This is a genomic window from Kineococcus sp. AC630 (assembly GCF_979255925.1).
In genome coordinates this window covers 116,209-135,629 of record NZ_CEEDMJ010000005.1, presented here as the reverse complement: position 1 = coordinate 135,629, position 19,421 = coordinate 116,209, and the positions used below count along the sequence as shown (strand labels likewise).

Sequence of the window (19,421 nt, the reverse complement as noted above, 5' to 3'; positions counted from 1 at the left end):
GTCATCCTGGGCCCGGGGGTTCTGCGCGGCCCGGGAGGTTCCTGTGCGGTGGCCCAGCCCGCACCCGGCTCCCGACGACAGCGAGCGTGGTCCCGCGGGACCACGCTCGTTGTCGTGCCGACCGGGTCAGGAGGCCGTGAGGTCGTAGACCGTGGTGCCGTCGACCGTGGTCGCGGTGAAGTTCGCCGCGACCCACTCGGAGATCTCGTTGGCGTCGTCGCTGCCCCCGGAGGTGGTGGAGGCCATCGAGGAACTCGCGACGTAGTAGTGGATGTCGCCGGCCGCGACGTGGGCCTGGAACTGGGCCAGGGTCGGCGCCGGGTCGGTGCCGTTGAACCCGCCGACGGCCATGACCGGTTCCTGGGTGGCGAGCTGGTACCCGGCCGCGTTGTTCGAACCCGTCGTGGCCGCGACCCACGCGTAGGAACCGGCGTCGGCCTCGAGGAGGGCGGTGAGCGCGGCACCGGGGGTGCTGGCGCCCAGCAGGCCACCGGCCCCGCCACCCCGCGCGGACCGCGTCCCGAGTCCGGTGCCGGCGGAACCCGTCGTGCCGCCCGTCCCGGTCGGCGGCCCGAACGTCCGCTGACCGCTCTGACCGCCGGCCCCGCCCTGGGCGAACATCCCGCTGAACTGACCGCCCCCGCGGGTGCCGGGCACCCCGCCGGCCATGCCGAAACCGGAGGACACCGTCGGACCCGCGGAGACGATCGCCCCGGTGTGGGCGCTCGACGCCGTCTGCAGGGAGTACGCGGTGGGACCGGCGAGGACCGCGATGGCGGTCGCGACGGCACCGGCCTGCCGCAGTGAACCGGCCAGCGGGCCACGGACGAACGCCGCCGCGACGAACCCGGCGACGGCCAGGACCCCGGCGACCAGGACGACCCAGCGCAACCACGGGACGAAGTCGGCGCTGCGGGAGAGCAGGACGACGGACCACGCCGTGCTGACCGCGACGACGACCGCGAGGACGGGGAGCGCCCACCGGGCCGACCGCAGCCGCCACAGGTCCACCGCACCCGTCGCGACCAGAGCCGCGACGGCCGGGGCCAGGGCCACCGTGTAGTAGGGGTGGATGATCCCGGACATGAAGCTGAAGGCCACGAACGTGACCAGCAACCAGCCGGCCCAGGCGAGGTAGCCGGCGCGGTGGACGTCGGTCCGCGGGGCCCGTCGGGTCACGACGAACCCGGCGATCGCGAGCAGGAACGCCGCGGGCAGCAACCAGGAGACGTTCCCGCCGAACTCGGAGGAGAACATCCGCCCGAGACCGGTCTCGCCCCAGCCGTGGGTGGCCCCGACGCTCCCGGTCTCGTCGCCGGTCAGGCGACCGAAGCCGTTGTAGCCGAACGTCAGTTCCAGGAACGAGTCGTCCTGCGAGCCGCCGACGTAGGGGCGCCAGGAGTCCGGGACGAGTTCGACGACCGCGACCCACCAGCCGCCGGCCAGCACCACCGCGCCACCCGCGACCAGCAGGTGCCGGACGCGACGGCCGAGGCCGTGCGGCGCCGCCCACAGGTAGGCCAGTCCGAGGCCGGGCAGGACGAGGAACACCTGCAACTGCTTGGTGAGGAAACCCAGGCCGATGAACACCCCGGCCCAGCACAGGAACCGGGCCCGGCCGGTGTCGACCGACGTCAGGACCGCCCAGGTGGCGGCGATCATCAGCAGGACCAGCAGGGCGTCGGGGTTGTTGAAGCGGAACATCAGGACCGCGACGGGCGTGGTGGCCAGCAGCGCTCCGGCGATCAGACCGGCCGCGGGGGTGCTGCGACGGCGGACGGTGGCGTACAGCAACGCCACCGCGGCGACGCCCTCGAGGGCCTGGGGCACGAGGATCGACCACGACGACAGCCCGAAGACGCGCACCGACAACCCGGTGACCCACAACGCCGCCGGGGGTTTGTCGACGGTGATGGCGTTCGCCGCGTCGGAGGAGCCGTAGAACCAGGCCTCCCACGACTGCGACCCCGCCTGCGCGGCCGCGGAGTAGAAGGGGTTCGCCCACCCCGACGCCGACAGCCCCACCACGTAGAGGACGCCGGTGGCCAGGAGGAGGGCGAGCAGGGCGGGTCGGACCCAGCGCGGATCGGCGTCGCGACCCCGCCAGACCGACGTCGTCGCGCGTCGCCACCGCCCGGTGCCCGGCGAGGTGGCGGCGGTGCGCTCGAACCGCGGGACGGCGTCGGAGGTGGTGCTCATGCGTGCTCCTGCGGGGTGTCGACGGCCTGCTCGGCCCCGGGTTGGTGGTGCCTGCGGCTGCGGAACACCCAGGAGCGCAGCAGCAGGAAGCGGACGACCGTCGCCGCGAGGTTCGCCGCGGTGAGGACCGCGAGTTCGACCCCGCGACCGGCGTCGGGGTTTCCCGCGTGCAGCGCCGACAGGCTGCCGGCGGTGATGGCCCAGCCGAGCAGGAACACGAACAGCCCCTGCGCCTGGTGGCGTCCCGCCCCGTCCCGCCCGCGGACCCCGAACGTCACGCGACGGTTCAGGGCGGTGTTCCCGACCGCGGTGACGAGGAGGGCGACGAAGTTCGCGACCTGGGCGCTGCCGAACTCCTGGAACAGCAGGTACAGCAGGGCGTAGGCGGCCGTGCTGGTCAGCCCGACCGCGATGAACCGGGTGAGCTGCCCCGCGAGCGAGGTCGGGACACCGGCGAGGGCGGCGGGCTGCGGGCCGCGGCCAAGGCTGGCGCGGATCTCCTTCAGCGGCAACCGGCCCGAGGCCATCGCCCCCGCGAGCCGGCGGATCCCGCGCAGGTCGGCCACCGCGGTGGCGACGATGTCGACGGTGCTGTCGGGGTCGTCGACCCAGTCGACCGGGATCTCCTGGATCCGCAGGCCGGACCGTTCGGCGAGCACCAGCACCTCGGTGTCGAAGAACCAGCCGGTGTCCTCGACGAGGGGCAGGATCTCCCGGGCCACGTCGGCGCGGAGGGCCTTGAAACCGCACTGGGCGTCGGTGAAGCGCACCCGCAGCGTGCCGTGCAGGATCAGGTTGTAGCAGCGGGAGATGATCTCGCGCTTCGCGCCGCGGACGACGTGGGAACCCTTCGCCAGCCGCGAACCGATGGCGACGTCGGAGTGGCCGGAGAGCAGGCCCGCGACCAGCGGCAGCAGGGCCGCGAGGTCGGTGGAGAGGTCGACGTCCATGTAGGCGAGGACCTCGGCGTCGGAGGCGGACCAGACCCGGTTCAGCGCCCGCCCGCGCCCCTTCTCCTCGAGCCGGACGTGGCGGACGTCGGGGAGTTCCTCGGCCAGGGCGCGGGCGACCCGCGGGGTGCCGTCGGTGCTGGCGTTGTCGGCGACGGTGATGCGGGTGCGGAAGGGGAAGCGGGCCACGTGCGCGTGCAGGCGGCGGACGCAGGGTTCGAGGTCGGTCTCCTCGTTGAAGACGGGGACCACGACGTCCAGGACGGGAGCCCCGGAGGTGGCGGCGGTCGTGCCCCAGGTGGCGGTGTCCGCGGCCGGCCGGGGCCGGGGTGGCGTCGTCCCCGTGGAGGAGGTGGTCGCTGTCATGGTCCCAACCTGCTCCTGCGACCTCCGGGTGCCGTGGGCTACCGCTGTGGTCGGCCTGTGAGACCCCGCGCCCGCCACCACCGGTCTCAGCTCGAGGGCAGGGTGACGCGGAACGCCGTGCGACCGGGGCGGCTGTCCACCGTCACGGACCCGTGGTGGGAGGTCACCACGGCCTGCACGATCGCCAGTCCGAGGCCGGTGCTGCCGGCGGCCCGGGAACGCGAGGAGTCCGCGCGGGCGAACCGTTCGAACACGCGGGGGAGCACGTCGGGGTCGATGCCCGGACCGTCGTCGACGACGTCGAGGTGGGTCCTCGCGCCGTCCGGCACGATCCCGACGGTGACCGTCGTCCCCGGCGGGGTGTGGGTGCGGGCGTTGGCGAGCAGGTTCGTCAGCACCTGGTGCAGCCGGCCGGGGTCACCGACGACCTCGACGGCCTCGTCGGGCAGGTCCAGGCGCCACCGGTGGTCGCGCCCGGCGACCTGCGCGTCGCTCACCGCGTCGAGGACGGTCATCGTGAGGTCGACGGGTTCGCGGTCCAGCGGACGGCCGGAGTCGAGGCGGGCCAGCAGCAGCAGGTCCTCGACGAGACCCGTCATGCGGACCGCCTCGGACTCGACCCGGCCCATGGCGTGCGCGACGTCGGGCGGGACCTGGTCGCGGGAACGGCGGGTCAGCTCGGAGTACCCGCGGATCGCGGCCAGCGGGGTGCGGAGCTCGTGGCTGGCGTCGGCGACGAACTGCCGGACCCGTTGTTCGGACGTGTGCCGGGCTTCGAGGGCGGACCCGACGTTCTCCAGCATCCGGTTCAGCGCGAGGCCGACCTTGCCGACCTCGGTGGCGCCGTCGGCGTCGGCGTCGGGGACGCGCAGCGAGAGGTCGACCTCGCCGCGGTCCAGCTCGAGTTCGGAGACCCGGGCCGCCGTGGTCGCGACCCGTTGCAGCGGAAGGAGATCACGTCGCACCAGGAAGGAACCCACGACGGCCGCGACGGCGACGCCGCCGAGGATGACGGCGATCTCGACGCCCACGACGGTGAGCAGGGTCCGGTTCACGTCGGCCAGCGGCAAGCCGGTGACCTGCAGGGATCCGTCGATCAGGGTCTTCGCGGTGATGAGGTAGGCACCGAGGTCGGGCAGGTCGACGCGGAACCTCTCGCCGTCGGTGATGTTCTCGAGGATCTCCGACTGCGCCGAGGTGAGCGGTACGACGCAGGTTTCGCGGGCGGTGGTGTTGGAGTCGTCGAAGACCCCGGACTGGTCGGTGACGAGCGCGCCGTCGGAGTACAGGGCGTACAGGGTGCCGTCCGGTTGCCCCGGACGGGCCGCGAAGGACGGAGTGGTGCCGTCGACGCAGGTCTGCTCGAACTCCGTCGGCGGTGGGAGGTTCCCGTCGCGGCCGTCGCCCTGACCGGGGTAGTGCTGCGCGGAACGGGTCGCCGTCCGGTCCAGCTGGTCCTGCACCTGGCCCATGAGCGAGAAGTAGAGCGCTCCCGCCGTCACCACCCCGATGACGAGTCCGACCGCGACCAGCAGTGCGCTCGTCGTGAGCACGAGCCGGCTGCGCAGGGTCTGGGGCCGGCGCAGCCGGGGGAACGGGGAGGGCACCCGGGGATCAGCTCCGACGGATCGAGGGTCAGCTGGCGACGGCGACGACACCGTCGGCGGGCTTGAGCACGTAGCCGGCGCCGCGGACGGTGTGGATCATCGGGTTGCGGCCGGCGTCGAGCTTGCGGCGCAGGTAGGAGATGTAGAGCTCGACGATGTTCGCCTGGCCGCCGAAGTCGTAGTTCCAGACGCGGTCGAGGATCTGGGCCTTGGACAGCACCCGGCGGGGGTTGCGCATGAGGTAGCGCAGCAGTTCGAACTCGGTGGCGGTGAGCTTGATCTCCACGCCGTCGCGGGTGACCTCGTGGCTGTCCTCGTCGAGGACGAGGTCCCCGACGGCGAGGACGGGTTCCTGCTTCGCCGCGGCGAGACCGGAACGACGCAGCAGGCTGCGCAGCCGGGCCACGACCTCCTCCAGGCTGAACGGCTTCGTGACGTAGTCGTCACCCCCGGCGGTGAGACCGGCGACGCGGTCCTCCACGGCGTCCTTCGCGGTGAGGAAGAGGACGGGGACGTCGGTCGCGTCGGCGCGCAGGCGGCGCAGGACCTCGAGACCGTCGATGTCGGGCAGCATGATGTCGAGGATCACGGCGTCGGGACGGAACGTCCGGGCGGCGCGGACCGCGTCGAGACCGTTGCCGGCCGTCTGCACCTCCCAGCCCTCGTAGCGCAGGGTCATGCTGAGCAGCTCCGACAGCGTCGACTCGTCGTCCACGACGAGGACCCGCAGGGCGGTGCCGTCGGGGCGGGTGAGTTCCGATCGGCGGTTGGTGGTCGCGGTCATGGCTCCATGCTCGACCCTCAACCTGCCAGCTGTCGTGGGAAACCCTGAGACGGACCTGTGTGTCGTCACTGGATCGGACCAGTGAGGACCCTGTGACTGCTGGTGCGCCACTCCACCCATTCACCACGCTTCTAGGGCCCTGTCCCGCAACCCCTCTGCTCAGGAGGCGGCGAGTTCCCCGTCGACGACGGGCCGGGCCAGCGCGAGGACCTGCTCGACCGCGGGGCGGGCGGTCGAGGTCGTGCACTCGGCCCCCCACGCGGCGCAGAGCCGGCGCACCCGCTCCACGAAGCGGAGGGCGCTCGCGTCCACGGCGGTCACCTCACGGACGTCGAGGTGCACGCGGGCCCGGGGAGTCGCGAGGTGGGCGCAGTGCTGCTCCACCTGGCGGACGACGAGGGCGAGTTCCTCGGCCAGGACGAGGTCGACGTCGCCGGTGAGCGTGACCGTGAGCCGGTCCCCGTCGGTGCGGGTGCTCACGCCGGACACCGCGACGGCGTCCCGGGTCTCGGCAGGGGACTCGGCGGGGGTCTCGAGCGGGGCCCAGGTCCGTGTCGCGCCCGGGAGCTCGGCACCCCGCAGGGTCCCGGTGTCCGAGCAGGTGACGAGGTGGATGCGGAGGGGTGTGTGGGTCATCGCGGCAGCCTCGCTGCGCGGTGTGGGTGGGAGTGCGGAGGAACCTGTGACTCGGCTGCGTGCTGCGTGCCGTGTCCCGGGGAGCACGTACCTTGTCCGCGTGGCCGACCTCTTCTCCAGTGCGAGCGCGGAGGACTCCGTGGGGGCGGACGGGAGCACGACCCCGTCGGTGCTCGCCGGTGCGCCGCTGGCCGTTCGGATGCGACCGCGCTCGATCGACGAGGTCGTCGGTCAGCAGCACCTCCTGCAACCCGGCTCACCGTTGCGCCGCCTCGCCGCCGACGGCGACCTCGGTCGCGCCGGTCCGGCCTCGGTGATCCTCTGGGGCCCCCCGGGAACGGGGAAGACGACGCTGGCCAACGTCCTCGCGCACTCCGGGGGCCGCAGGTTCGCGGAACTCTCCGCGGTCACGGCGGGGGTGAAGGACGTCCGCAAGGTCATGGAGGCCGCCCGCGACGACCGCGACCTCTACCGCCGTCAGACCGTGCTGTTCCTCGACGAGATCCACCGCTTCACCAAGGCCCAGCAGGACGCCCTGCTGCCCGGGGTGGAGAACCGCTGGGTGGTGCTCGTCGCCGCCACCACGGAGAACCCGAACTTCTCCGTCGTCACCCCGCTGCTGTCCCGCTCGCTGCTCCTGACCTTGCAGCCGTTGACGATCGCCGACGTGGAGGGGTTGCTGCGCAAGGCGGTCGAGGACCCCCGCGGGCTCGCGGGGGAGGTCACGATCGACGACGACGCGCTCGCCCACCTCGTGCGGGTCGCCGACGGCGACGCCCGGCGCGCGCTGACGGCGCTCGAGGCCGCGGCCGGGACGGCGCTCGACGACTCCGCGGCCGGGACGGCGCGGATCACCCTCGTCCACGCCGAACGCGCCCTGGACCGCGCCGCCGTCCGCTACGACCGGCAGGGCGACCAGCACTACGACGTGGCCAGCGCCCTCATCAAGTCGATGCGCGGTTCCGACGTCGACGCCGCCCTGCACTACCTGGCCCGCATGATCGAGGCGGGGGAGGACCCCCGCTTCATCGCCCGGCGGATCGTCATCGCGGCCTCCGAGGACGTCGGGATGGCCGACCCGTCGGCCCTGCAGACGGCCGTCGCCGCGATGCACGCCGTGGCCCAGATCGGGATGCCGGAGGCGCGGATCGTCCTGGCCCAGGCCGTCGTGCACAACGCGACGGCGCCGAAGTCCAACGCCTCCTACCTCGGCATCAACGCGGCGATCGCCGACGTCCGTGCGGGTCTCGGCGGGTCGGTCCCCCCGCACCTGCGCGACGCGCACTACTCCGGCGCGCAGAAGCTCGGGCACGGCAAGGGCTACGTCTACTCCCACGACGTCCCCGCCGGGGTCGCGGAGCAGCAGTACGCCCCCGACGAACTCGTCGGCAAGGACTACTACGTCCCGACCGACCGGGGTTTCGAGAACCAGGTCCGCGAGCGCCTCGCCCGGCTGCGCCGGATCCTGCGGGGGCGCTGAGCCGGTACGTTCCCCGCGTGCCCGGTCTCCGTTCCGCCCTCACCCGCCTCCTCGCGATCGGCGGCCGCGCGGCGCTGCGCGAGCTCGAACGCCAGACCGCCGCGCCCCGGCGGACACCCACCTCCGCCGACGCCGGTCGCGAACGTCCCCGTCCGCGTCGCGGCGGTGCCGCGGTGGCCTCCGGCGGGGTGGCGATCGAGTACGCGCCCCGCGCGGACGGTCGCCCCGACCCGGGCGAGGTCGTCTGGGCGTGGGTGCCCTTCGAGGAGATGGACGGGCGCGGCAAGGACCGCCCGGTGCTCGTCGTCGGTCGCTCCGGCGACGACCTCGTCGGGCTGATGATGACGAGCAAGGACCACGACCGCGACCCCGCGGACGGCCGGGTCTGGATCGACGTCGGCTCCGGCCCCTGGGACCGCCAGGGCCGCCCCAGCGAGGTCCGCGTCGACCGCGTGCTGACCGTCTCCCCGCGCGACGTGCGCCGCGAGGGTTCCGCGCTGGAGCGCGCCCGCTTCGACGCCGTCGTCGCCGAAGGCCGCCGACTCCACGGCTGGTGACCCCCCACCCGTGATCTTGCGGGGATTCCCCGCATGATCACGGGTGGGATGGGGGGTGGCGGCTCCACACGAGGTGGTGGGCGGGGACGGGTAGGGTCGAGGGCTGTACTGAGCATTCCCGGCACAGCTCCACCCAGCAGCAGGAGGCACGTCCGATGCAGACGGCAGAGATCCGTCGTCGGTGGCTCGACTTCTTCGAGCGCAAGGGGCACACCATCGTGCCCAGCGCCTCGCTGGTGTCGACCGACCCGAGCCTCATGTTCACCGTCGCCGGGATGGTGCCGTTCATCCCCTACCTCACCGCTCAGGTGCCCGCGCCGTACAAGCGCGCGACGAGCGTGCAGAAGTGCCTGCGGACCCTCGACATCGAGGAGGTCGGCAAGACCACCCGGCACGGCACGTTCTTCCAGATGAACGGCAACTTCTCCTTCGGCGACTACTTCAAGCGCGAGGCCATCACCTTCGCCTGGGAACTGCTGACGACGCCCGAGGCCGACGGCGGCCTCGGCTTCGACCCGACGCGGCTGTGGACCACGGTCTACCTCGACGACGACGAGGCGTTCCGGCTGTGGCAGGAGATCGGCATGCCCGCCGAGCGCATCCAGCGCCGCGGCAAGGCCGACAACTACTGGAACACCGGCCAGCCCGGCCCCGGCGGCCCCTGCTCCGAGATCTACTACGACCGCGGTCCCGAGTTCGGTGCCGAGGGCGGCCCCGAGGCCGACGAGGACCGCTACATCGAGATCTGGAACCTCGTCTTCATGCAGTACCAGCTCTCCGCGGTGCGCTCGAAGGTCGACTTCGACGTCGAGGGCGAGCTCCCCGCGAAGAACATCGACACCGGCATGGGGCTCGAACGCGTCGCCTTCCTCAAGCAGGGCGTCGACAACATGTACGAGATCGACGAGGTCCGCCCCGTCCTCGACTACGCGGCGCTCGCGGCCGAGAAGGACTACGGCGCCAACCACGAGGACGACGTCCGCATGCGCGTCGTGGCCGACCACGTCCGCAGCGCCCTCATGCTCATCGGCGACGGCGTCACCCCCGGCAACGAGGGCGCGGGCTACGTGCTGCGTCGCCTGATCCGTCGTGCGGTCCGCGCGATGCGCCTGCTCGGTTTCGAGGACGAGGCGCTGCCGATCCTGCTGCCCGCCTCGATGGAGGTCATGAGCGCTTCCTACCCGGAGCTGCGCACCGACTTCGACCGGATCTCGAAGGTCGCCTACGCCGAGGAGCAGGCGTTCCGGCGCACCCTCGTCTCCGGCACTGCGATCTTCGAAACGGCTGTGGCGCAGACGAAGGCGGCGGGCGGTTCGACGCTGACGGGCGACCGCGCGTTCCAGCTGCACGACACCTACGGGTTCCCGATCGACCTCACCCTGGAGATGGCGGCCGAGGCCGGCGTCACCGTCGACGAGCCGGGTTTCCGCACGTTGATGGCCGAGCAGGTCGGCCGGGCGAAGGCGGACGCGAAGGCGAAGAAGCTCGGCGGGCTGGACCTGTCGATCTACCGTCAGACGCTGGAGCAGCTGACCGCGCCGGTCACCTTCACCGGCTACGAGCTCGCCGAGGGCGAAGCGCGGATCTCCGTGGTGTTGCAGGGCGGGGTCTCCACGCCGTCCGCCCCGACCGGCAGCGACGTCGAGATCGTGCTCGACCGCACGCCGTTCTACGCCGAGGGCGGTGGTCAGCTCGCCGACCACGGCACCATCACCACGACCGGTGGCGCCGTCGTCACCGTCACCGACGTGCAGCAGCCCGTCCGCGGGCTCTACGTCCACAAGGGCAGCGTCACCAGCGGTGAGGTCGTCGCGGGGGACGGCGCGCACGCCGTCGTCGACGCGAACCGCCGTCGTGCGGTGAGTCGTGCCCACACCGCGACGCACCTCGTGCACCAGGTCGTGCGTGAGCACCTCGGTGACACCGCCACCCAGGCCGGGTCGCAGAACGCCCCGGGCCGGATGCGCTTCGACTACCACTCCAGCTCCCAGGTCGCGGCGGCCCTCGTGCGCGACATCGAGGGCGTCGTCAACGAACGGGTGGCCGACGACCTGCCGGTGTCCGCGGCGATCATGGACCGGGAGTCGGCGCTGAACTCCGGGGCCATGGCCCTCTTCGGCGAGAAGTACGGCGACAAGGTCCGCGTCGTCTCCATCGGCGAGAACTGGTCGAAGGAACTCTGCGGGGGGACGCACACCCTGACGTCGCAGCAGGTCGGGCTCGTCTCGATCGTCTCGGAGTCCTCCATCGGCTCCGGTGCGCGCCGCATCGAGGCCCTCGTCGGCACCGACGCGTACGCGTTCCTCACGCGTGAGCACCTGCTGGTCAACCAGCTCACCGAGGTGGTAAAGGCGCGGCCGGAGGAACTCGCCGACCGCATCGGTTCGCTGCTGACCCGTCTCGGCGACGCCGAGAAGGAGATCGCGAAGCTGCGCGCGGGCCAGGTCCTCGCGCTCGCGCCGACGATCGCCGCCGATCCCGTCGACAAGTTCGGGGTCCACGTCGTCACCTACGACGCCGGGACGGTCTCGGCCGAGGACCTGCGCACGCTCGTCCTCGACGTCAGGTCGCGGCTCGGGGACGCACGGCCCACGGTCGTCGCGATCGCGGGGGTCGCCAAGGACCGTCCGGTCGTCGTCGTGGCCACCAACGCCGAGGCGCGCCGCTGGGGCGTCAAGGCCGGTGAACTCGTGCGCGGCGCCGCGCAGACCCTCGGCGGGGGCGGTGGCGGCAAGGACGACCTCGCCCAGGGCGGTGGTCAGGACGCGACCAAGGTCGTGGCCGCGCTGCAGGGGATCGAGGACTTCGTCGGCGCCCGCGTGACCGGCTCGGTCTGAGGGTGCGGCCAGGCGCCCGACTCGCCGTGGACGTCGGGAGCGTCCGGGTCGGCCTCGCGGCGTGCGACCCTGCAGGCGTGATCGCCTCACCCGTGCGGACCCTCGTCCGCGATCCGGAGCGCGACGGGGACGTCGCTGAGATCGCGGCCGAGGCCCGCGCGCGGGGGGCGGTCGAGATCGTCATGGGTCTGCCGCTGTCGATGGACGGGTCGCAGGGCCCGGCGGCCTTGCGCGCGCTCGACTACGCGGCCAAGATCGTCCGAGCCGTCCCGGAGGTGCCGGTCCGACTCGTCGACGAGCGGCTGAGCACCGTCGACGCGCACCGGCTGCTGCACGCCGCCGGCAAGAAGGAGAAGCAGTTCCGCGCGGTGGTCGACCAGGCCGCCGCGGTGGTGCTGCTGCAGTCCGCGTTGGACGCCGAGCGTGCAGGTCACGCGCCCGGACGGGTGATGGAAGGACCGAAGGGGCGCCGCAAGGCCCGCCACCGCGGGCACGGTGTGACCTCTGAGGGTCAGCAGGCCGCGGAAGGACAGGCACGTCCCGACGCCACGGAGGGCAGGGGCTCATGATGGACCTGATGGATCTTCCCGACACCCGCTCGGACGGCGCGCGGCGACGACGCCGCCTCCGTCGTCGACGCGCGCTCGTCGCGATCGTCGCGGCGTTGGCCGTCATCGGGGGCGGGACGTGGGCGGCCTGGGGCACCCTCGGGCCGGTCGTGGCCCACTTCACCGAGAGCGACGACTGGGACGGCACGGGCACCGGGAGCGTCGACGTCAAGGTCGCCAGCGGTGACACCGGCCGGGCCATCGGGCGCACCCTCGTCGACGCGGGTGTGGTGAAGACCCAGAACGCGTTCGTGGCCGCTGCGCAGGCCCAGCCGAAGTTCTCCGGGATCCAGCCGGGCACCTACCGGCTGAAGGAGCACATGTCCGGCACCGCCGCCGTCGCGCTGATGCTCGACCCGAGCGCCAAGGTCACCACCAAGCTGACGATCCCCGAGGGGCTGCGGGCCGAGCAGGTCTACGCGCTGATCGAGAAGAACACCTCCATCGCCGACGCCGACGTCCGGGCGGCGCTGGCGAACCCGGCCGCGCTGGGTCTGCCGGCGTCCGCGAACGGCAACGTCGAGGGCTACCTCTTCCCCGCGACCTACGACGTCGACCCCGACGAGACCGCGGTGGAACTGCTCACCGCGATGGTCGCCCAGTCGACGAAGGTGATGGCCGACCTCGGCGTCACCCCCGAGCAGATGCACGACGTCGTGGTCGAGGCGAGCATCGCGCAGAAGGAGGCGCGCAGCGCCGAGGACATGACCCGGGTGACGCGCGTCCTCGACAACCGGATGGCGATCGGGATGAACCTGCAGCTGGACTCCACGGTCAGCTACGCGGTGAACTCCTCCAACGTCGTGACGACCACCGCCGAGCAGCGGGCGACCGACTCGCCCTGGAACACCTACCTGCACCCCGGCCTGCCCGCCGGACCGATCAGCAACCCCGGCGCGGACGCCTTGCGCGCCGCCCTGGCCCCCGCTGACGGCCCATGGCTGTTCTTCGTGACGGTGAACCTCGAGACGGGTGAGACCCGTTTCGCGACCACCATCGAGGAGCACAACGCCAACGTCGCGTTGTTCCAGCAGTACCTGCGGGAGCACCCGGAGGGCAAGTGACGTCACGATGAGGGCCTCACCATGAAGGCCGCGGTCTGCGGTTCCCCCATCCGGCACTCGCTCTCGCCCGCCCTGCACCGCGCGGCGTACGCGGCGCTCGGGCTGGAGGGGTGGAGCTACGACCTGCTCGAGGTCGACGAGGAGCGGTTGCCGGCCGTGATCGGCGACCTCGACGCCGGGTGGGCCGGGCTCAGCCTGACGATGCCGCTCAAGCAGGCGGTCGTGCCGCTCGTCGACGAAGTCAGCGACTTCGCCCGCGCCGTCGGCTCCGTCAACACCGTCGTCGTCACCCCTCGACTGGACCGGCGCAACACCCCCGGGCGGCGCGGGGTGCGGTTGCGGGCCGAGAACACCGACGTCATCGGTCTGGTGACCGCGCTGGCCGAAGCCGGCGCGTCGCAGATCCGCCGGGGCGTCGTGCTGGGCGGGGGAGCGACCGCGCGTTCCGCCGTCGTGGCCCTGCTGCAGGCCGGTTGTCCCCGTCCCGTCGCCGTGGTCAGGTCCCCCGACCGGGCGACGGAGCTGCGTGGGGTCGCCGCCCGCCTCGGCGGCGAGGTGGAGATCCGCGACTGGTCCGAGCTGGCCGTGGCGTTGTCCGCGGACGTCGTCATCTCGACCGTCCCCATCGGCGGCTCGGACGCGATGACCGACGCCGTCCTCGGTGCCTTCCGCCCGGTGTGGTGGCCGCTGCTGCTCGACGTGGTCTACGCGCCGTGGCCGACTCCCGTCGCGCAACGCTGGGGCGGGGTCGTCGTCGGCGGGTTCGAGATGCTGCTGCACCAGGCCGTCGCCCAGGTGGAGCTGATGACCGGACGGGACGGGCCGGTGGAGGCGATGCGCGCGGCCGGGTTGGCGGCGCTGGCGGAGCGGGCGCGCGCCTGACGACGTGCGTGAGGACGAAGGCGGCCGTTCCTGACCTGCGGTGGTGGAGGCCTCCGCGCGACCTTCCCCCGGTCGGTCACCCGCCCGCCTAGACTCACCGGAGAGTTCACCGACCGGGTAGGAGGCGACGCGCGATGACCGTCCTCAGCTCCCTTCCCGCTGGGCAGGTCATGACCTGGGCCGAGTACGACGCACTGCCGGAGGATCCCCGCCGTGAGTACATCGACGGGCGCGCCGTCGTGACCCTTGGGCCTGACGTCGACCACCAGGACATCTCGTTCACGCTGGTCGCCCTCCTGCGGGCCGCTCTCCCACCCACGCACAGCGCCTCCTTCGCGTGGGCCTGGAAACCGGCCGACGACGAGTTCATCCCCGACGTCATCGTCTACGCCCTCGCGGACCGGACCGACGGGCGCCGGTTCACCGCCATGCCGGCGTTGGTCGTGGAGATCCTCTCGACCAACCGTGGCGATGACCTCTTCGTGAAGATGAACCGCTACGCGGCAACGGGTCTGGACCACTACTGGATCGTCGACCCGCGCGAACGGACGATGACCGCCTACGTCCTGGACGACAGCGGGGTGTACCGACCTGACCGCGTCCTGCACGAAGGTGACCCCGCGGTCCCGCTCGACCTCGGCGTCGCCCGTCTCACCCTGGCCGTGGACCACCTGCTGCCCTGAGCGGGTTCAGGAGGCGGTGAACCGCGCCTGCGAGAGGTCGACGGTGAGCTGCGCGGCCGGCGGGGTCGTGCGGTCCGGGTCGGTGGTCGCGCTGGCCACGGTCCACACCGCCAGCGTCGCCGGCCCGTCGCCCCAGGCCGCGTCGCGGGCGAAGACGTGCTTGTCGGTCACGGGCCGGTCGACCGCGACGTCCAGGGATCCGGTCGTGGGGCACGAGGCGCTGCTCTGCTCCGACGCCGACGCCGCGAGGGCGTCCGACGTCGCCCACCACGACCCACCGGGGGCGGAGTCGCTCGCGCACGAGAGCTGGACGTCCCGACCGGTCGTCGTGGACCAGGTCAGCGCCACCGAGACCGTCCTCGCCGACACGACCACCGACGTCGCCTCCACGCGCACCGCGCCGTCGTCGACGGAGGCGGTGCGGCCCTCGCCGGGCTGGGTGGTGAGGTCGTACGTCCCGAGCTGGGGGAGGTGCTCCCCAGCGCGCGCCACCTCGTGCGCCTCGCGGGCCGAGCGGACCAGCAACGACGCGATCGTGACCAGGACGCCGACCGCGACGACGGCCGCGATCCCGCCCAGCCACACCAGCGGCCCACCCCGCTGCCGCCGCGTCGTGCCCCGGTCGTCCGTCGCCTGCTGACTCACTGCTGTCCCCTCGGATTCCCTGCCCTGCGTGCGGGCACCAGCTTCCACCCGTCGCCTGGGAGGCGCCGGACGGAGACCGCGGCGGCGCACGTGACCTTCGTCGCGTCCACCGAAGAGGTGCACCACCCGAACGGGCCAGCGTCGTGATCGTCGCTCTCAAGCGGGTCCCCACCCCGACCGATGAGCACAGGGGAGTGCTGGAGGTCAGCGCTCTCCTTCGTCGTGGTCGTGTGTGTGGGGAGCGAGATGGACAACGCTGGTCAGGGCGGACAGCCCTCGGAGGCTTACGTCCCGGTGAACTTCCGACCGGGCGGGGGCGACGGGGTGCCCTCGGCGCGCCCGAACATCAGCGCGCTCCTGAAGCAGCTGGAGAGCGACGAGGCCGTGATCGCCGCGCCGCCCGCTCCCGCTCCCCAGGAGTTCCAGCTGGCGCCCGTGGTGGAGGAGGTGCCCCGGCACTCCTCCGCGCCCCTCGCCGTCCAGCCCGTCGCCCCGGTGCCCGTCGGTGTGCCCCTCGTGGCGCAGCTCGTCCCCGAGGCCCGGACCGAGCACCCCGAACCCGAGGCGCTCGTGACCTCGGGTGCGGACGCCGACCGCGGCGCGACCGTCCGCATCAACGAGGTCCTCATCCGCGCGTTGGAACTCGGGGCCTCCGACGTCCACTTCACCGTCGGGACGCCCCCCTCCGTCCGGGTCTCCGGCGAGGTCGAGCCGATGGACGAGTTCCCGCGGATGACGACGAACGTGCTGCAGGAGATGATCTACGCGATCCTCACCCAGAAGCAGCGCGAGACCTTCGAGGCCAACCTCGAGCTCGACTTCGCCTACCAGGTGCCCGGGCACTCCCGCTTCCGCGTCAACGTCTACCGCCAGCGCGAGTCGACCGGGGCGGCGTTCCGCCAGATCCCCTTCGACATCAAGCCCCTCGAGGACCTCGGCGTCCCGCCCGTGGTCGGTTCCTTCGCGAGCCTGCAGCGCGGGTTCGTCCTCGTGACAGGTCCCACCGGTTCCGGGAAGTCGACGACCCTCGCCTCGGTGGTGGACCTCGCGAACCGGACCCGCAAGGACCACATCATGACCGTCGAGGACCCCATCGAGTTCCTGCACCGGCACAAGAGCTGCATCGTCAACCAGCGCGAGGTGGGCGAGGACACCAAGTCCTTCGCCAACGCGCTGAAGAGCGTGCTGCGCCAGGACCCCGACATCATCCTCGTCGGCGAGATGCGCGACCTCGAGACGATCTCGGTGGCCCTCACCGCCGCCGAGACCGGTCACCTCGTCTTCGGCACCCTGCACACCTCCAGCGCCGCCTCCACGATCGACCGCGTCATCGACGTCTTCCCGCCCCACCAGCAGACCCAGATCCGCACCCAGTTCGCCGGCGCGATCCAGGGGATCGTCTGCCAGACCCTCTGCAAGCGCGCTGACGGCCGCGGCCGCGTCGTCGCCACCGAGGTCCTCGTCGCCACCCCCGCCATCCGCAACCTGATCCGCGAGGGCAAGACCCACCAGATCGGGACCGCCATGCAGGCCGGCGCCCAGTTCGGGATGCACACCCTCGACCAGCACCTGGCCGAACTCGTGAAGACCCGCCAGATCACGTTCGAACACGGCCTGGAGAAGTGCTCCGCCGCCGACGACTTCCGTCGCCTGACCGGGCGCTGAGAGAGGACCAGAGATGGCCACCGCCACCAAACCCCGATCCGGGCACACCACCTTCGAGTACTCGGCGCGCGACCGGTCGGGCAAACTCGTCAAGGGCACTCTCGAAGCCAACGATTCCGGGGCCGTCCTCGGGCGCCTCAAGAGCCAGGGCCTGGCCCCCGTCTCCGTCTTGGAGTCGAAGGCCGGCAAGGGCGTCAACATGGAGATCACTCTGCCCGGGTCCAACCGGGTGGGGTTGAAGGACCTGGCGCTGATGTCGCGGCAGTTTGCGACGATGGTGTCCTCCGGGCTCTCACTCATCAAGGCGCTCACGATCCTCTCCGAGCAGACGGAGAGCAAGAAGTTGGCGGAGACCTTGGGGGAGGTGCGCGCAGAGGTCGAGGCCGGCACCTCGCTCTCGACGGCCCTCGGGCGACACATCAACGTCTTCCCGCCGCTGATGGTCAACATGATCCGCGCGGGTGAGGTCGGCGGTTTCCTGGACCAGGTCCTCGTGCAGCTGGCCGAGAACTTCGAGGCCGAGGTGAAGCTCAAGGCCAAGGTCAAATCGGCGATGACCTACCCGGTCGTCGTGTTCGTCATCGCCATCGTGGCGGTCGTCGGCATGCTGTTGTTCATCGTCCCGGTGTTCACCAAGATGTTCTCCGACCTGGGTGGAGAGCTTCCATTGCCGACGAAGATCCTCGTCTTCCTCTCGGCGGCGATGAAGTGGGTTGCCCCGATCGGCCTGGTGCTGTTCATCGTCTGGTCGATCACCTGGAAGCGCGTCAAGCATAACGACGCCGTCCGCAACGTCGTCGATCCGTTGAAGCTCAAGATGCCGATCTTCGGCATGCTTACGCAGAAGATCGCTCTCAGCCGGTTCACCCGCAACCTGGGCACCATGCTGCGGTCTGGCGTCCCCATCCTGCAGAGCCTCGAGATCGTCGGGGGAGCCGCAGGCAACGTCGTGATCCAACGGGCTTCCACCGACGTCATGGAGAGCGTGCGCTCGGGCCAATCCCTCGCCGGCCCGTTGGCCAAGCACGCCATTTTCCCGGCCATGGTCGTGCAGATGATGAGCGTCGGCGAGGACACCGGGGCGTTGGACACCATGCTGCACAAGATCTCCGACTTCTACGACCAAGAGGTCGATGCGACCACTGACGCCCTGACCAGCCTCATCGAACCGCTGATGATCGCTGTCCTGGGTGGCATCATCGGCGCCATGATCATCGCCCTCTACATGCCCATCTTCGGGGTCTTCAACCTCATCAACTGAGCCCTGGGCCGTTGCCGCATCGGCCCCACCTCGTCATGACCACGGCCCGTGAGCTTCCCGCTCACGGGCCGTTGTCATCCATCGCCGTGGTGGTTGGTCCCAACGGGTGATCACCCGAATCTTCTCCTCAAGCCCGGCGGACAGCCAGCCGAAGCACTAAGTGTCAAGAGCCGCCACACCGGCCAGCCGGTGCGCGACCAGCGAGCGGCTCCAGATCTCACCGAAGGGGAGCATCCGATGCTCGCTCGCATCCGCAAGTCCATCGAAGACAAGGACCAGGGCTTCACCCTGATCGAGCTCCTCGTCGTCATGATCATCATCGGCATCCTCGCCGCGATCGCCATCCCGGTCTTCCTGTCGCAGCGCAACAAGGCCCGCGACACCGCTACGAAGTCCGATGTCTCGACCATCGGCAAGACGCTGGCCAGCTACTACACCGATGGCGTTGGTGCTCCCGGCTTGACGATCACCGGAAACTCCGGAGCCGTCACCGGCGGCGGCGCCGCCATCGAGACCGTCAAGGTCAGCGACGGCACCGTCCTCTCCAAGATCGGTACGGTCGGTACCGGCGCGGCCGCCGACACCTGGTGCGTGGCTCTGAAGAACTCCACCACGAACAAGGTCTTCCAGTACTCCGCCGCTGGCGGCCTCGAGGCCGTCGCTTCCGGCACCGGCTGCTGAAGCACATGAAGGGGGCGGCGCGGTGCGCCGCCCCCTTCTTCGCATCGAGGAGCAGGCGGCCATGAAACACAGGCAGGACGACGGTTTCACCCTGATCGAGTTGTTGGTCGTCATGATCATCATCGGTATCCTGGCTTCAATTGCCATTCCAGTCTTCCTCTCTCAGCGAGAGAAGGCTCGTGATGCGGCGACGAAGTCGGATGTTTCTAGGGTCGGCAAGGAAGTCGCCGCGTACTTCGTAGACGGGACGGGAACCATCTCCCTGGACTTCACGACCAAGTCCGGATTCGTGATTGTCAAAGATGGTGGATCCCCGGCCTACTCGGCCGAGGTCCAGTTGACGGGCGGTACGAAAGCTGCAACGCCAGCCATCGTTGACGGCGGTAAGTCGACCGCCTGGTGCGTTGCGCTCCAGAACCCCGCAGGTAGCAAACAGGTCTACAAGTACAGCGCAGCCGGCGGTCTCGCCGAAGGCGTTTGCTGACCATCTGAACCGACCGACACCACCCGAGGAGC

17 protein-coding genes are annotated in these 19,421 nt (G+C 71.3%); 11 read left to right on the top strand and 6 right to left on the bottom strand.

Annotation, left to right across the window (positions count from 1 at the left end; all coding sequences use genetic code 11):
* Positions 1 to 126 precede the first annotated feature (126 nt).
* From AC0I8G_RS07215 to AC0I8G_RS07195, 5 genes are all read right to left on the bottom strand, one after another.
* The gene (locus AC0I8G_RS07215) at positions 127 to 2,199 is read right to left on the bottom strand and encodes an ArnT family glycosyltransferase (protein WP_471729318.1); all 2,073 of its coding nucleotides are present in this window, start codon (positions 2,197 to 2,199) and stop codon (positions 127 to 129) included.
* Positions 2,196 to 3,515 carry a bifunctional glycosyltransferase family 2/GtrA family protein gene (locus AC0I8G_RS07210; protein WP_328295876.1) on the bottom strand — a complete coding sequence of 440 codons (1,320 nt, stop codon included), beginning with the start codon at positions 3,513 to 3,515 and terminating at the stop codon, positions 2,196 to 2,198. The genes AC0I8G_RS07215 and AC0I8G_RS07210 overlap by 4 nt, the downstream gene beginning before the upstream one ends.
* Positions 3,516 to 3,601: 86 nt before the next feature.
* Positions 3,602 to 5,122, bottom strand: coding sequence for a sensor histidine kinase (locus AC0I8G_RS07205; protein WP_471729317.1), 1,521 nt, complete (start codon positions 5,120 to 5,122; stop codon positions 3,602 to 3,604).
* 28 nt (positions 5,123 to 5,150) lie between these two features.
* On the bottom strand, positions 5,151 to 5,906 hold the full coding sequence (locus tag AC0I8G_RS07200; protein ID WP_471729316.1) for a response regulator transcription factor: 756 nt from the start codon (positions 5,904 to 5,906) through the stop codon (positions 5,151 to 5,153).
* A 159-nt stretch (positions 5,907 to 6,065) separates the two neighbouring features.
* A complete protein-coding gene (locus tag AC0I8G_RS07195; protein WP_471729315.1) occupies positions 6,066 to 6,542 on the bottom strand; it encodes an STAS domain-containing protein in 477 nt (158 codons plus the stop codon).
* Between the two features lie 100 nt (positions 6,543 to 6,642).
* Here AC0I8G_RS07195 and AC0I8G_RS07190 point away from each other — a divergent pair, with 100 nt between their 5' ends.
* From AC0I8G_RS07190 to AC0I8G_RS07160, 7 genes are all read left to right on the top strand, one after another.
* On the top strand, positions 6,643 to 8,022 hold the full coding sequence (locus AC0I8G_RS07190) for a replication-associated recombination protein A (RefSeq protein WP_471729314.1): 1,380 nt from the start codon (positions 6,643 to 6,645) through the stop codon (positions 8,020 to 8,022).
* A gap of 17 nt (positions 8,023 to 8,039) precedes the next feature.
* The gene (locus AC0I8G_RS07185; protein WP_471729313.1) at positions 8,040 to 8,579 is read left to right on the top strand and encodes a type II toxin-antitoxin system PemK/MazF family toxin; all 540 of its coding nucleotides are present in this window, start codon (positions 8,040 to 8,042) and stop codon (positions 8,577 to 8,579) included.
* A gap of 155 nt (positions 8,580 to 8,734) precedes the next feature.
* Complete coding sequence (gene alaS / locus AC0I8G_RS07180) at positions 8,735 to 11,416, top strand: alanine--tRNA ligase (protein WP_471729312.1); 2,682 nt, start codon at positions 8,735 to 8,737, stop codon at positions 11,414 to 11,416.
* 2 nt (positions 11,417 to 11,418) lie between these two features.
* Positions 11,419 to 11,985, top strand: a complete 567-nt coding sequence (ruvX, locus tag AC0I8G_RS07175) for a Holliday junction resolvase RuvX (protein WP_471729311.1) — start codon at positions 11,419 to 11,421, stop codon at positions 11,983 to 11,985.
* A gap of 8 nt (positions 11,986 to 11,993) precedes the next feature.
* Positions 11,994 to 13,088, top strand: a complete 1,095-nt coding sequence (mltG, locus tag AC0I8G_RS07170) for an endolytic transglycosylase MltG (protein ID WP_471729310.1) — start codon at positions 11,994 to 11,996, stop codon at positions 13,086 to 13,088.
* Positions 13,089 to 13,109: 21 nt separating this feature from the next.
* Positions 13,110 to 13,970, top strand: a complete 861-nt coding sequence (locus AC0I8G_RS07165) for a shikimate dehydrogenase (protein ID WP_471729309.1) — start codon at positions 13,110 to 13,112, stop codon at positions 13,968 to 13,970.
* Between the two features lie 134 nt (positions 13,971 to 14,104).
* The gene (locus AC0I8G_RS07160) at positions 14,105 to 14,653 is read left to right on the top strand and encodes a Uma2 family endonuclease (RefSeq protein WP_471729308.1); all 549 of its coding nucleotides are present in this window, start codon (positions 14,105 to 14,107) and stop codon (positions 14,651 to 14,653) included.
* A 6-nt stretch (positions 14,654 to 14,659) separates the two neighbouring features.
* Here the strand turns inward: AC0I8G_RS07160 and AC0I8G_RS07155 are convergent, their stop codons facing one another.
* Positions 14,660 to 15,298, bottom strand: coding sequence for a hypothetical protein (locus AC0I8G_RS07155; protein WP_471729307.1), 639 nt, complete (start codon positions 15,296 to 15,298; stop codon positions 14,660 to 14,662).
* 294 nt (positions 15,299 to 15,592) lie between these two features.
* Here AC0I8G_RS07155 and AC0I8G_RS07150 point away from each other — a divergent pair, with 294 nt between their 5' ends.
* Genes AC0I8G_RS07150 through AC0I8G_RS07135 form a run of 4 tightly spaced genes read left to right on the top strand, consistent with a single transcriptional unit; the run spans position 15,593 to position 19,389 of the window.
* On the top strand, positions 15,593 to 16,963 hold the full coding sequence (locus AC0I8G_RS07150; RefSeq protein WP_471729306.1) for a type IV pilus twitching motility protein PilT: 1,371 nt from the start codon (positions 15,593 to 15,595) through the stop codon (positions 16,961 to 16,963).
* A 13-nt stretch (positions 16,964 to 16,976) separates the two neighbouring features.
* Complete coding sequence (locus AC0I8G_RS07145) at positions 16,977 to 18,224, top strand: type II secretion system F family protein (RefSeq protein WP_471729305.1); 1,248 nt, start codon at positions 16,977 to 16,979, stop codon at positions 18,222 to 18,224.
* Between the two features lie 48 nt (positions 18,225 to 18,272).
* Positions 18,273 to 18,905: a type II secretion system protein gene (locus AC0I8G_RS07140; protein ID WP_471729304.1), complete on the top strand. Its 633-nt coding sequence runs from the start codon at positions 18,273 to 18,275 to the stop codon at positions 18,903 to 18,905.
* Positions 18,906 to 18,927: 22 nt separating this feature from the next.
* The gene (locus tag AC0I8G_RS07135; RefSeq protein ID WP_471729303.1) at positions 18,928 to 19,389 is read left to right on the top strand and encodes a type II secretion system protein; all 462 of its coding nucleotides are present in this window, start codon (positions 18,928 to 18,930) and stop codon (positions 19,387 to 19,389) included.
* Positions 19,390 to 19,421 lie beyond the last annotated feature (32 nt).

What these genes read in the sequence shown, in the direction of transcription:
- AC0I8G_RS07215 (WP_471729318.1), bottom strand. Translation starts at nt 2,199, where the DNA reads ATGAGCACCACCTCCGACGCCGTCCCGCGGTTCGAGCGCACCGCCGCC.
- AC0I8G_RS07210 (WP_328295876.1), bottom strand. Translation starts at nt 3,515, where the DNA reads ATGACAGCGACCACCTCCTCCACGGGGACGACGCCACCCCGGCCCCGG.
- AC0I8G_RS07200 (WP_471729316.1), bottom strand. Translation starts at nt 5,906, where the DNA reads ATGACCGCGACCACCAACCGCCGATCGGAACTCACCCGCCCCGACGGC.
- AC0I8G_RS07195 (WP_471729315.1), bottom strand. Translation starts at nt 6,542, where the DNA reads ATGACCCACACACCCCTCCGCATCCACCTCGTCACCTGCTCGGACACC.
- alaS (WP_471729312.1), top strand. Translation starts at nt 8,735, where the DNA reads ATGCAGACGGCAGAGATCCGTCGTCGGTGGCTCGACTTCTTCGAGCGC.
- mltG (WP_471729310.1), top strand. Translation starts at nt 11,994, where the DNA reads ATGGATCTTCCCGACACCCGCTCGGACGGCGCGCGGCGACGACGCCGC.
- AC0I8G_RS07165 (WP_471729309.1), top strand. Translation starts at nt 13,110, where the DNA reads ATGAAGGCCGCGGTCTGCGGTTCCCCCATCCGGCACTCGCTCTCGCCC.
- AC0I8G_RS07160 (WP_471729308.1), top strand. Translation starts at nt 14,105, where the DNA reads ATGACCGTCCTCAGCTCCCTTCCCGCTGGGCAGGTCATGACCTGGGCC.
- AC0I8G_RS07145 (WP_471729305.1), top strand. Translation starts at nt 16,977, where the DNA reads ATGGCCACCGCCACCAAACCCCGATCCGGGCACACCACCTTCGAGTAC.